This is a genomic window from Lysobacter sp. DMC97 (genome assembly GCF_056313745.1).
This window is the reverse complement of record NZ_JBQUZR010000004.1, coordinates 125,841-138,125: the sequence shown is the minus strand read 5'-3', so window position 1 is coordinate 138,125 and position 12,285 is coordinate 125,841. Positions and strand designations below refer to the sequence as shown.

Sequence of the window (12,285 nt, the reverse complement as noted above, 5' to 3'; positions counted from 1 at the left end):
ATGATCGCAGCAAACCGGTGCTGGCCGTGAACCGCGCGCAACGGTTCGCGCGCGGCCGGCCTCTGTTCCGATATCCGATACCGGGAGTGGAACATGCGTGAACGTGTCACGGGGGCTGCGTGGCGGCTGGGCGCGTGCGGGCTGGCGCTGTGGGCCTGCGCAGCCGGCGCGGCGACGCCCGCGTGCAGCGTCCGCAGCGGCGATCGCACGGTGCCGCTGGTCGAGCTGTACACGTCCGAAGGCTGCAGCAGCTGTCCGCCGGCAGATCGCTGGCTCTCCGGCCGCATCGCCGACGACGGCGACGGTGCGAACTGGCTGTCCTTCCACGTCGACTACTGGGATGCGCTCGGCTGGCCCGATCGCTTCGCATCGTCGCGCCACACGCAGCGCCAGCGGATGCGTGTCGACGCGGCGGGCGGCTCGGTCGTCTACACGCCGCAGGTGATGATCGGCCCGCAGGTGCAGGTGACCTGGCGCGCGTCGCCCATGGTCCGGCGCGCGCTGGAGGCGGCCGCGGGGCCGGCGCGGGCGGGCCTCGCGCTGGCGCTGGCGCGTGCGCCCGCCGGCGACGTGCTGCGCCTGGGCGCGGCGCCGGTGCCCGGCGCGCCGGCGGCGGAGCTCTGGCTGGCGCGGACGGTGGACGGACGGACCACCGAGGTGCGCGCCGGCGAGAACGGTGGCATCACCTTGCGCCACGATCGCGTGGTGGTCGATCTGTGGGGGCCATGGCGGTTGGACGGGACGCCGGTGGCGCGGAGGCTGGCGCTGCCGGCGGGGGTCGAGGGCGATTTCACCGCGTTCGCCCAGACCGTGGACGGCCGCGTGCTGCAGTCGCTGCGCCTGCCGGGGCCAGCCTGCCGCTGAGCCGGGCCGCGGACGGCGCGCGGCGTCCGTGGCCGCGCCGGCTCAGCGCGGGGCGAGCAGCGCCTGTTTCACTTCCTGCGGCACGGTCATGGCCTGCGCGATCTGCTGCGCCTTCTCGTTGAACAACGTGTAGGCCTTGTCGAGCGGCACGCCGGCGCCGTTGGCGACGTCGCGCATGTTCTGCTCGACCATCGGCACGAACTGGGCTTCGAGCGGGGCGATGAAGGTGTCCGGGTTCAGGCCGGCCTCGGCGAAGATCGCCTGCGTCCGCGCCAGTTCGTCGCGATGGAGGCTGGTGTAGGCGTTCGCGAACGGGGTGAGGTCGACGCCACGCTGGCGGCACCAGGTCGGGCGGGCGCGGGTGTTCATGACGTAGGCGCCGAAGAAGATGCCGGCGGCCTTCTGCGCGCGGGTCCTGGCATCGCCCTGGGCCATGGCCTCGCGGGCCTGGCGCAGCGCGACTTCCCTCATCGCCTCGCTGGGCGCCATGCCCGGATGCGCACGCCGGGCTTCCGCCTCCAGCCGGTCGACCTGGGCCTGGACGATGGCGGGGTCCGGCGCGTGGAGGGGCGACGGCTTGAGGGCTTCGTAGAGCAGGATGCCGGCCACCAGACCGACGGCGGAGATCAGGACGATGCCGGCGCTTTTCATCGGGGAAGCCTGCGGTGCGGAGCCGCAGTCTAGCAGCGCCCGGCGCGGGCCCTTTCCACCGGGGAGCGGACTTGCTAGCCTGCCGGTTGCGGCCGCGACTGGCCGTTCCCGCGGCACGCCGCCGGGAACGCCCCGCGGTCCGGACCCGCCGGCGCACTCCGCCGGCGCCTCGCGGGAAACGGAGGACTCCGGTTTCGGTACGGCATCGACCCGGTCGATGCATCACATCGCTGCGTCGCCGGCCTCCCGGCATCGCTGAACAATTCGACCGTTGAATATCCATTGGAGATCGGTGGATGGCTGATATTCGACAGAAGGCAGTGGCCACTGCCGACGCCTACGACGCGGGGAACATCGCGTCGCTCGATGATGCGACCACGCGCAGGCTGGTCGCCTCCGTCGTGCTCAGCGAAAGCCGCGGCGGCGACCTCGACGTCACCGACCGCCTGGGCTTCACGGGCCGCTACAAGGCCGGCGCCGCCTTTCTCGCCGCGGCCGGCTATCTCGACCAGGACAAGCTCGACCAGGCCATGAGCGGCCAGCGGTCGGAATGGGCGTGGGCGCGGACCGGCGCCATGACCGACTTCCTGCAGGACCCGGCGAACTGGAAGCACGGCCTCAGCCTCGACGCCTACAAGGCCTCGCCCGAACTGCAGGACCGCGCCTTCCGCGCGAATGCCGAACGCGACTACGCCCGCGCCCGCGAGCAGGGCTTCCTCGGCGAAGACGAGAAGCCCGCGCGCGTCGCCGGCTTCCTCAAGGCCGCGCACATCGTCGGCTTCAACAGCGCCCGCGAGGCGATGGTCGGCGGCCGCGCCTACCGCGACGCCAGCGGTGTCAGCAACTACGACCGCATCCACGACATCACCCGCAACGGCGACGGCCTCGACAAGCTGATGGCCGTTGGCCCGCAGGCGCGCGCCGCGGCGGTGGCCCCGGGTCAGGCCGGCACGCTGGCAGATCCGGCCCATCCCGAGCACGGCCGCTTCCGCGCCGCCTACGATGCGCTCGGCGCGGTGTCCGGCCTCGACGGCGACGACGCGCGCGCCCGTGCCGCCGGTTCGCTGCTGGTGGCCACCCGTGCTGCCGGGCTGGCGCGCATCGATCACCTCGTGCCCGGCGCCCCCGGCACCGTGTTCGCGGTGCAGGGCGATCTCGACGCGGCATCGCGGCAGGCCGTCCCCCTCAATCTCGCCCAGCTCGCTTCGCAGCCGCTGGAACGCTCGACTGCGCAACTGGCGGCACTGCCGCCTGTGGCCGAGCCCCCGTCCGCCGCACACGCGCCCGAACGCGGACGCAGTCTCTGACATCGCCCTTCGACTTTTCATTTCACCGGATCCGAGGAACTGGACCATGCGAACTTCCCGCGTTTCCCTGCTGAGCGTCTCCCTGCTGAGCGCCGGCCTGCTGCTGGTCGGCTGCAAGCCCGCCGCCCAGGCGGCGGGCGATGCCGCGCCGCCGGCCGCCACGACGCCGGCCGCCACGACGGCCGCTGCCGCCGTTCCGGACGGCGCGGCGGTGACGCCCACGGCCTCGATCGAAGCCGGCTTCCGCGAAGGCATGCCCTACGCGACCGTGCGCAAGCGCCTCACCGACGCCGGCTGGCTGCCGCTGCGCGATCCGGAGTGCTGGAAGAACGCCGGCCAGGGATCGACCGTCTGCGGCCTGCTGCCGGAGGTCGAGAGCTGCAGCGGCGACGGCTACTGCAACATGCATTTCGCCAACGCCGACACTGGCCAGCGCATCGCCATCACCACCTACGGCCCCTACGAGCGCTGGAACCAGCCCGGCCAGGAATCCTCGCTCGCGGTGAAGTCGTGGGAAACGATGCCGCCTGCGGCCGCGGTCGCGGCCGCCTGCCCGTCGCAGGATTTCGACGCCTTCCTCAAGGCCTTCGCCACCGACGCCAGGACCGAGCGCGCATTCACCGCGCCGCTGGTGAAGGTCGCCGAACTCGGCGGCGGCGAGGACGGGACCGACACCGTGCTGGTCTACGAGGACGGCGCGCGCTACGAGGACTTCAACGTCGTCTACGCAGGCGACGCCTTCCATTACGTCGATGCCGACGGTGTGCAGGACAAGTTGCCGCTGAAGCTGGACGTCAAGCCGCAGGGCAACGACGTCCGCGAGGTGAGCTACCAGTACGGCATGTCCGAGGGCAATTCCTACATCTTCGAACGCCGCAACGGATGCTGGGTACTGACCCGGGATCCGGAGCCGCCGAGCCCGTGATGCCACCCGCGCCGGTGATGCCGGCGCACCGCGATTCCCTTTTCCCGGCGAGACCGCCGGACCCCGATCAGACCGTCCAACGGAGAGGCCCGTCATGTCCAAGATCACCATCTACGAGAGCGTCGGCGGCAACAGCGAGCACGTCACCAATTTCCGCGATCTCGAGAACCACCACCCGAGCAAGCACCAGCAGGAAGCCGGTCGCGTCTATGCCCGCGTCGCGGGCGAGAACGAGGAGATCCTCGGCAACTACGCCGGCACCGCGGTGCTCACGCCCGGCGGCAACTACATGGTCAGCAAGGACATGGTGCTGACGGCGCCCGGGCTCGACAACGGCAACGTCCCGGTGCCGTCGCCGGCGGCGGGCGTGATCGGCAGGATCGACCGCGAAAACGGCATCGTCACCATCAACGATCCGGTGACCGGCGACACGATGTTCCAGACCCGCCACATGCGCGTCGACCCCAACCTCCAGCCCGGCCAGACGGTGGAATACGGCCAGCCGCTGGGCCAGCAGCACGGCTACAACAAGGGCAATCCGAATGCCTTCCCGGACCACGTCCACTTCGACGTCAACACGCGCTACATCGCGCAGGCCGACAAGTGGATCAAGGACATGGAAAGCGGTGCGCTCACGACCGACCGCCGACCCGTGCAGACGCCGAACCTCACCAACGATCCGCCGACCTTCGTGCCGATCTCGGGCAATTTTCCGAAGCCGGCCGATCCGCCGCTGGCGGACGGCAAGCTGACCTACGGCGAGAAGGGGCCGGAGGTCGAGCGGCTGCAGCGTGCCCTCAACGCCGCCGGTGCGCACGACGCACAGGGCCGGGCGCTGACCCCCGATCAGGACTTCGGCAATCGCACCCGCGAGGCGGTCCGCGACTACCAGCAGAAGCACAACCTGCCGGTGACCGGTGAAGCCGATCGCCAGTTGCTGACCACGCTCGGCGTGATCGCGCCGACCCAACAGCAGCAACCGCAGCAGCAACAACCGCAGGAACAGCAGCCGCCGCAACAGCAACAGCCGCAACAGCAGCCGCCGCAACAGCAGCAGCCGCAACAGCAGCAGCCGCAACAACAGCAGCCGCAACAACAGCAGCCGCAACAACAGCAGCCGCAACAGCAGCAGCCGGGCCGGATCTCCGGCGGGCCGAACGACTACGGCTCCGACAATCCACTGGGCCAGCTCATCGCGCGCGGCGAAGGCAATTACGGGTCGTACAATCGTGGTCGCGCCGGCGACGCCAACGGTGCCACCATCGACTTCTCGCAGATGACCGTGGGCGAAGTCATGCGTCGCCAGCAGTTGCCCTCGGGCGATCCGGATCGCCTGTTCGCGGTCGGCAAGTACCAGGTCATCCCCGACACCATGGCCGGCGCCGTGCGCACGCTGGGCATCGATCCGAACACCCGCTTCACGCCGCAGTTGCAGGAGCGGATCTTCGCCGACTACCTGATCGACGAGAAACGCCCCGACATCCGCGCCTACATCACCGGCCAGACCAACGGTCCCGAAGGCCGCGAGCGCGCGCAATACGCGGCGGCACTGGAGTGGGCGAGCGTCGGTGACCCGCGTAGTGGCGGCGCCAGCCACTACGGCGGCGTCGGCAACAATTCGGCCTCGATCACGCCGGACGAAGTCGGCCGCACGCTCGACCAGATGCGCACCCAGTACCAGCAGAATGTGCAGGCGGGCATGAATCCGCAGGATGCGTACCGCGCGCTCAGCGGCGATCCGCAGACCTTTGGCCAGAACCAGCCGTCCAACCAGCCGGCCGGCCGCACGCAGGGCCAGAGCGGCAGCGTCAACGACACGCTGCTGACCCACGGCGAACGCGGTGACGGCGTGCGTCGCCTGCAGGAAGCGCTGAACACCGCCGGCATCCGCGACGATCGCGGCCAGCCGCTGCCGACGACGGGTTATTACGGCGACCAGACCGAAGCCGCGGTGCGTCGCTACCAGGAGCAACACAACCTGCAGGTGGATGGCCGCGCCGGTCGCGACACGCTGACCGCGCTGGGCATCTATCCCGGCCAGCAGCAGACGAACCCGCAGGCGAATCCGCAGCAGCCCGCGCAGCAGGCGCCCGACCAGCAACAGCCGCCTGCGCAGCAACAGGCTCCGTCGCAGCAGCAAGCCCCTCAGCAGCAGGCGCCGCAGCAGACGCCGAACCCGCAGCAGCAGGCGCCCGAGCAAGCGCCGACGCAGCAGCAAGCGCCGCAGCAACAGGCGCCGCAACAGACGCCGAACCCGCAGACGCCGCCGTCCTCGTCGTCCGAGAGGCCGCCGACCGATGCCGGCCAGCCGCAGCGCAGCGTCGAAACCGAACGTCCGTCGATCGCCGATCCGCGGCATCCGGATCACCGGCTGTACGAGCAGGCGATGGCAAACCTGCAGCAGCTCGGCCCGAGCGGCGGCTTCAAGTCGCAGGACGAACTGACGAAGGCGGCGGCGGCCGTGGCGGCCGACGCGCGCGCGAGCGGCCTGAACTCGATCGACCACGTCAGCAGGACCAACACGCCGAACGGGCAGTCGCTGCTGGTGGCGGTGGAAGGCAATCCGACGAATCCGGCGTCGAAGAACTCGTACATCGACTACACGCAGGCGACGACGCAGACGGTCGACCAGAGCTCGCGCATGGCGGAAGCGGCACGCACGCAGCAGCAGGCGGCGCCGCAGGAAGCCCAGCAGCAGGCGCCGCAGCAGCAGGGCGCACCGCAGGACCCGCAGCCCCGCAGCGTCGCCCAGCGCTGAACGACGAAGCCACCACCGCGCCGAGACATCGGTGCGGTGGTGGCGACGCCACTGCCTTGATCCGGAAAAGCAAAAGCCCGGCGGAAGCCGGGCTTTTGTCATGTCCGCCGAATCGGCCGGACTTCTGCATGGTGGGCGGTGCAGGGTTCGAACCTGCGACCCTTGCCGTGTGAAGGCAATGCTCTACCGCTGAGCTAACCGCCCGATGTTCGGGCCCGCCATTCTACGGGGCAGGCCGGCCGCGGGCAAGCGGGGTGCCGTCATTCGATCTCGGAGCGGGCGTGGTCGGCGTCGAGGGCCTCCATCGCGTCGATCGGCTTGGTCTTGGCGGCCTTCTCGTAGGCCGCGGCCGCGTCGTCTTCCTTCTTGTCGCCGTGCAGCAGCATCATCACGTTGCCCGATTCCATCAGCGCGATCGGCGAGGCCGGGGTCAGCTTCACCGCTTCCTTGATGTGCTTCTCGGCCTCGGAGGCCTTGGCGCCGTAGGTGAGGCCGCCGATCATCGCGCCGATCTTGGAGATGATCTCGGCGTGGTACAGCGCCATCGCGGTATGTGCTTCGGCGTGCTTGGGCGCGAGTTCCAGCGCCGTGTCGAGCGAGGCGCGGACCTTGCCGGCGATGCCTTCCTTCAGCGCCTTGGTGATCGACAGGCCCTGGCTGTAGCGGCCCAGCGCGAAGGCGTGGCGGTAGTGGCTGTTGGCCTCGTCGGGCAGTGCCTTGATCGCGGCCTCGGCCAGCTTCGCGGCCTGCTCGAAGCGCTTGAGCTTTTCCTTGTCGTCGTCGACGAGATACGTGGCGTGGATGCCCAGCGCCTTGGTCGCGACCGAGGCACCGATCGGCCCCAGCGCTTCGCCGGCGTCGTAGGCGGCCTTGAAGTCGCCGCGATGGAAAGCCCGCCAGGCATCCTGCAGCGCTCCGGCGAGCCCGGCGGCATCCAGTCCCTTCGGTGCGGCCTTGCCCGCGGCCTTGATCAGCGCTGCGGCGCGCTTGTCATCGGGGAACGGTTCGCAGTCGCCGGCATGCAGCTTCGGCCAGGCCTTCTTCAGCGCATCGCCGGCGTAGGCGTAGCCCTTGGCGTCGTGGGGGAAGGCGGCCCAATCGGACTTGGCCATGTATCGATCCTCGCGTTGGAAGCGTTCAGCATCCCGCGAGTCCATCGACGAGGCAAGCCCTGCGCCTTGCCGGCGCGGCCCCTAGTGTGTTTGCTCTGCGGGCGCGGGGCATGCTGATGATGTCCCTTGCCGGATCGACCGGCACCCCCGCAACGGAGCACATCCATGGCACGCAAGAAGATCACCCGCACCGTCCCGAGCGCGAACGCGCGCCATTTCTGGCTCGCTGGTCTCGGTTTCGTCTCCATGGCCAGCCGCACCACCGTGTCGACGGCGGCGCAGGCCGTCGACAACGTCGCCCAGGCCCGTCGCCAGGCGAAGGCGATGGTGGCGCAGGCCCAGTCCCGCCTGATCGAAAGCGTGGGCGAACTGCGCAATCGCGTCGAAACCGGCGTGGCCCAGGCCGGCCTGAAGCTCGACGAGGCGCTGTCGCCGCTGGTCGCGAAGTTCGTCCCGGGCAAGGCCAAGCGCCCGGCCCGCCGCGGCCGCAAGCCGGCGGCGAAGAAGACGACCCGTCGTCCCGCCCGCAAGCCGGCTGCCACGCGCCGCGCGCGCAAGGGCTGAGTCCCGGGTTCGATCGCCGAAGAAAAAGGGCGCCGCAAGGCGCCCTTTTTCGTGTGCGGCATCGTCGATGCGCCTTGCGTCCGGTCAGGGGATCGGGCAATGGTGTGCGGCGAGGCAGTCCTCGTAGCGCGCGTAGCATTCGGCATACGACACGCCACTGGAACGGCACTTCAGGAACTGCGAGTAGCAGGTGTTCGCCGTGCAGGCATCGGCGATCGATGCGGCGATCATCAGGGTGAGGCCGGTGGCGAGGGCGGTGATCGTGGAGCGCTTCATCGTGGAGATTCCTTGCTCTGGATGAGGGGTGGTTTCCCGGCGTTCCTGCGTGCGGCGCGTGCAGGCCGAGGCATGGGCCGGAAGGAACGTCAGTCTTCGCGTCGGCCAGGCGCGTGCGTGCCCGGTGCCTTGGGCGCGTAAGCGGAGTTGCGGAGGCATTCCTCGTACTGCGCGTAGCACGGTTCGGGAATCCGCGACCGTCGCAGGCATTGCGCCAACTGGTTGTCGCAGCTCGAGAAGAACGGCGTCGGGCGCGCGTCGGCGGCGGACGCGATCGCGAGACCGACGATCACGAAAGCGAGCGCGAGGCTTCTGGTCGGGGTGGACATCATCGACTCCTTGCATCAAGACCCTGTCTCCCAGGGCGGGATGGCGCGACCCTCGCGGGCCATGCCGATGACCGATCAGTCGAAGTAGGCGCGGATCAGCGTGTTGAGATGCACGCGTTCGGCATCGCGCAGGAACGGCGCCAGCAGCATCATCACCTGGACGATGCCCTGGCGGATGGCGACCTGTTCGTCGCGGTCGCCGCGAGCCGAGGAGTAGTTGAGCCAGAACGTCGACAGCACGAGGACGTTGGTCGCGGCCGCGTCCAGTTCGTCGGCCGACGCGCGCATGATCCCGGCCTGCGTCAGCCCGCGCATGACCCCGTGCGCGCGATCGTCGGCGCGCTTGAGGATGCGCGCGAAGCGCAGGCGCAGGCGACGGTTGCGGCTGAGGATCTCGACCAGGTCGCGATAGAGGAACCGGTAGTCCCAGATGCACTCGAACACCAGGTGCAGCTGCAGCCAGATGTCCTCGAGCTCGGGCAGCCGCGCGCCGGGCGACGCGAGCGCGTTGTCCATGCGCTCTTCGTAGCGCTGGAACAACTGCTCGATGATGTCGTCCTTGTTGCGGAAGTGGTAGTACAGGTTGCCGGGGCTGATCTCCAGCTCGTCGGCGATGTGATTCGTGGTGACGTTCGGCTCGCCCTGCGCGTTGAACATCGCGAGGGAGGCATCGAGGATGCGTTGGCGCGTCTGTCTCGCCATCGATCGGGCGGTCCGGCCGTTTTGGCGACGGCCGCCCGCGTCAGCCGGCCAGCTTCTTGACGAGGTCGATGTACTTCTTCTTCGCGTCGTCCTGCGCGGTGCCCTTGAGCTTGGCCCAGGCCTCGTACTTGGCGGTGCCGACGAAATCGAAGAAGCCGGGCTTGTCCCCGTGCACGTCGCCCTCGGCGCCCTGCTTGTAGAGGGCGTACAGGCGCAGCAGGGTGTCGTTGTCGGGGCGCTCCGCGAGGCCCTGGACGTCCTTGGCGGCTTGCTCGAATTTGTTCTGCAGGTCGGACATGCGTGCTCCCCTCCGGTCAGGCCGGCATGACAGCATGGCCTGCGGGGCGGGTCAACCGGTGCGGGCCGCAGGAAGGGGCGCCTTGCCCGTCCCGGACGGGGCGGGGCATGGGGTGGTGGTCCAGCCACCCTACGGCCGCGGATTGTCCTCGCACGCCGGGTCTGGCAAGTTAGGTCGCCGGCTGCGCCGCGGCCGTTTGCATTTGATCACCATTCTCGTGAGGGCGAGGACATGAGTTATTTCGTCACCGGTGCCACCGGGTTCGTCGGCCGTTTCCTGGTCGGCAACCTGCTCAAGCGCAAGGGCACGATCTACGTGCTGGTGCGCAAGGATTCGCAGAAGAAGTACGACGCACTCGCGAAGAAGATGGGATGGGATCCCAAACGCGTGGTACCGGTGCACGGCGACATGACCGCGCCCAAGTGCGGTTTGACCGCCGCCCAGCTCCGCACGCTGTCGGGCAAGGTCAAGCATTTCTTCCACCTCGCCGCGATCTACGACCTGACCGCCGACGCAGAGAGCCAGAGAAAGGCCAACGTCGACGGTACGCAGAACGCGCTGGACCTGGCCGCCGCCATCGGCGCCGGTTGCTTCCACCACACCAGTTCGATCGCCGCCGCCGGCCTGTATCCCGGCATCTTCCGCGAGGACATGTTCGAGGAGGCCGAGGGCCTGGACGATCCCTACCTGCGCACGAAGCACGATTCCGAAGGCCTGGTCCGCAACGAGAAGCGCATCAAGTGGCGCATCTATCGCCCGGGCATGGTGGTCGGCCATTCGCAGACCGGCGAGATGGACAAGATCGACGGCCCGTACTACTTCTTCACGCTGCTCAAGAAGATGCGCGAGATGCTGCCGCCGTGGATGCCGATGCTGGGCATCGAGGGCGGGCGCATCAACGTGGTGCCGGTGGACTTCGTGGTCGACGCGATGGACCACATCGCGCACAAGCCGAAGCTCGACGGCCACTGCTTCCACCTGGTCGATCCCGATCCGATGCGCGTCGGCGAGGTGCTGAACACCTTTGCCCGCGCCGGCCATGCGCCGGAGATGACCATGCGCCTCGACGCGCGCATGTTCGCCTTCATCCCGGGCGGCGTGCGCGGCGCCATCGGCAGCCTGCCGCCGGTGAAGCGCTTCGTCGGCATGCTGTTGCGCGACTTCAAGATCCCGAAGGCGGTGATGAAGTTCATCACCTATCCGACCCGCTTCGACAACCGCGAGACCGAGCGCGCGCTCAAGGGCAGCGGCATCAGCGTGCCGAATCTCGACACCTACGCCTGGCGCCTGTGGGATTACTGGGAACGCCACCTCGATCCCGACCTGTTCATCGACCGCACGCTCAAGGGCAAGGTCCGCAACAAGGTGGTGGTCATCACCGGCGGCTCGTCGGGCATCGGCCTCGCCAGTGCCCAGCGCGTGGCCGAGGCGGGCGCCATCACGATCATCGTCGCGCGCGGCGAGGAGGAACTGTTCAAGGCCCGCGACGAGATGAAGGCCAAGGGCGGCAAGGTCTTCGCCTACACCGCGGACCTGGCGGACATGGCCGACTGCGACCGTCTGGTGGCGACGATCCTCAAGGAACACGGCCACGTCGACATCCTGATCAACAACGCCGGCCGCTCGATCCGCCGTTCGATCGAACTGAGCTACGACCGCTTCCACGATTTCGAGCGCACGATGCAGCTGAACTACTTCGGCTGCCTGCGCCTGATCATGGGTTTCATGCCGACGATGATCCAGCGCCGCAAGGGCCACATCATCAACATCAGCTCGATCGGCGTGCTGGCCAATTCGCCGCGGTTCTCGGCGTACGTGGCCTCGAAGGCCGCGCTCGACGCCTTCAGCCGCTGCGCGCAGGGCGAACTGTCGGGCAAGGGCATCAGCTTCACCACGATCAACATGCCGCTGGTGAAGACGCCGATGATCGCGCCGACCAAGATGTACGACAGCGTGCCGACGCTGACGCCGGAGGAAGCGGCTGACCTGGTGGTGAAGGGCATCATCGAGAAGCCCAGCCGCATCGCGACGCGCCTCGGCATCTTCTCGGCGTTGCTCAACGCCGTCGCGCCGAAGGCCTACGAGGTGATCATGAGCACCGCGTTCGAGCTGTTCCCGGATTCGGCGGCGGCCAAGGGCGACAAGAAGGCGCTCAAGGAAGAACAGCCGAGCCAGGAGCAGATCGCGTTCGCGGCACTGATGCGCGGCGTGCACTGGTAAGCCGATGCGCGCGGGCCGGATCGCCTGCGCCTGAAATGCGAAAGGCAGCCGCAAGGCTGCCTTTCGTCGTTCCGGGAGTCGCAGGACGGACATGTCGCAGCCGAACCGCCTCCGTCGTCCCGTTTCCCGGATCGCGGGCAAAAAGAAACCCGCCTACCAGAAGCCGTGAGGGGAGGGGAGCTACGGACTTCGTCAGTGGTCGGCGGGTGTAAGAGACGGCCGAAGCCGTCAACTTGGGCGTCGCTTCCGCGACGCGAGAGAGAGCGGTGAAACCGTTTA

The 12,285-nt window shown here is 68.8% G+C and carries 12 protein-coding genes and 1 tRNA gene; 6 read left to right on the top strand and 7 right to left on the bottom strand.

Features of this window, described 5'->3' with window-relative positions; all coding sequences use genetic code 11:
• Positions 1–93 precede the first annotated feature (93 nt).
• Positions 94–864: a DUF1223 domain-containing protein gene (locus tag ACT53Q_RS09830; RefSeq protein WP_476186471.1), complete on the top strand. Its 771-nt coding sequence runs from the start codon at positions 94–96 to the stop codon at positions 862–864.
• 42 nt (positions 865–906) lie between these two features.
• On the opposite strand, the gene ACT53Q_RS09825 is transcribed toward ACT53Q_RS09830, so the two are convergent.
• On the bottom strand, positions 907–1,515 hold the full coding sequence (locus ACT53Q_RS09825) for a hypothetical protein (protein ID WP_476186470.1): 609 nt from the start codon (positions 1,513–1,515) through the stop codon (positions 907–909).
• Between the two features lie 296 nt (positions 1,516–1,811).
• Between ACT53Q_RS09825 and ACT53Q_RS09820 the strand changes: the two genes are divergently transcribed.
• The 3 genes from ACT53Q_RS09820 to ACT53Q_RS09810 all read left to right on the top strand — a co-directional run bounded on the left by ACT53Q_RS09820 (position 1,812) and on the right by ACT53Q_RS09810 (position 6,505).
• On the top strand, positions 1,812–2,822 hold the full coding sequence (locus ACT53Q_RS09820) for an XVIPCD domain-containing protein (protein ID WP_476186469.1): 1,011 nt from the start codon (positions 1,812–1,814) through the stop codon (positions 2,820–2,822).
• A gap of 46 nt (positions 2,823–2,868) precedes the next feature.
• Positions 2,869–3,747: a hypothetical protein gene (locus ACT53Q_RS09815; protein ID WP_476186468.1), complete on the top strand. Its 879-nt coding sequence runs from the start codon at positions 2,869–2,871 to the stop codon at positions 3,745–3,747.
• A gap of 94 nt (positions 3,748–3,841) precedes the next feature.
• Positions 3,842–6,505: a peptidoglycan-binding protein gene (locus tag ACT53Q_RS09810; RefSeq protein WP_476186467.1), complete on the top strand. Its 2,664-nt coding sequence runs from the start codon at positions 3,842–3,844 to the stop codon at positions 6,503–6,505.
• 129 nt (positions 6,506–6,634) lie between these two features.
• On the opposite strand, the gene ACT53Q_RS09805 is transcribed toward ACT53Q_RS09810, so the two are convergent.
• A tRNA-Val gene (locus ACT53Q_RS09805) sits at positions 6,635–6,709 on the bottom strand.
• A gap of 56 nt (positions 6,710–6,765) precedes the next feature.
• Positions 6,766–7,617, bottom strand: coding sequence for a hypothetical protein (locus ACT53Q_RS09800; RefSeq protein WP_476186466.1), 852 nt, complete (start codon positions 7,615–7,617; stop codon positions 6,766–6,768).
• A gap of 165 nt (positions 7,618–7,782) precedes the next feature.
• On the opposite strand from ACT53Q_RS09800, the gene ACT53Q_RS09795 reads away from it, so the two are divergent.
• Positions 7,783–8,181: a hypothetical protein gene (locus ACT53Q_RS09795; protein ID WP_476186465.1), complete on the top strand. Its 399-nt coding sequence runs from the start codon at positions 7,783–7,785 to the stop codon at positions 8,179–8,181.
• Positions 8,182–8,265: 84 nt separating this feature from the next.
• Here ACT53Q_RS09795 and ACT53Q_RS09790 read toward each other — a convergent pair whose 3' ends face one another.
• The 4 genes from ACT53Q_RS09790 to ACT53Q_RS09775 form a co-directional block, all read right to left on the bottom strand.
• Complete coding sequence (locus tag ACT53Q_RS09790) at positions 8,266–8,457, bottom strand: hypothetical protein (RefSeq protein ID WP_476186464.1); 192 nt, start codon at positions 8,455–8,457, stop codon at positions 8,266–8,268.
• Between the two features lie 89 nt (positions 8,458–8,546).
• Positions 8,547–8,786: a hypothetical protein gene (locus ACT53Q_RS09785; RefSeq protein ID WP_476186463.1), complete on the bottom strand. Its 240-nt coding sequence runs from the start codon at positions 8,784–8,786 to the stop codon at positions 8,547–8,549.
• A gap of 75 nt (positions 8,787–8,861) precedes the next feature.
• Positions 8,862–9,488 (bottom strand): TetR/AcrR family transcriptional regulator, encoded by a 627-nt coding sequence (locus ACT53Q_RS09780; RefSeq protein ID WP_476186462.1) that lies wholly within the window; start codon positions 9,486–9,488, stop codon positions 8,862–8,864.
• A 40-nt stretch (positions 9,489–9,528) separates the two neighbouring features.
• Positions 9,529–9,786, bottom strand: a complete 258-nt coding sequence (locus ACT53Q_RS09775) for an acyl-CoA-binding protein (protein WP_476171669.1) — start codon at positions 9,784–9,786, stop codon at positions 9,529–9,531.
• A 231-nt stretch (positions 9,787–10,017) separates the two neighbouring features.
• Between ACT53Q_RS09775 and ACT53Q_RS09770 the strand changes: the two genes are divergently transcribed.
• On the top strand, positions 10,018–12,006 hold the full coding sequence (locus ACT53Q_RS09770; protein WP_476186461.1) for an SDR family oxidoreductase: 1,989 nt from the start codon (positions 10,018–10,020) through the stop codon (positions 12,004–12,006).
• Positions 12,007–12,285: the final 279 nt, after the last annotated feature.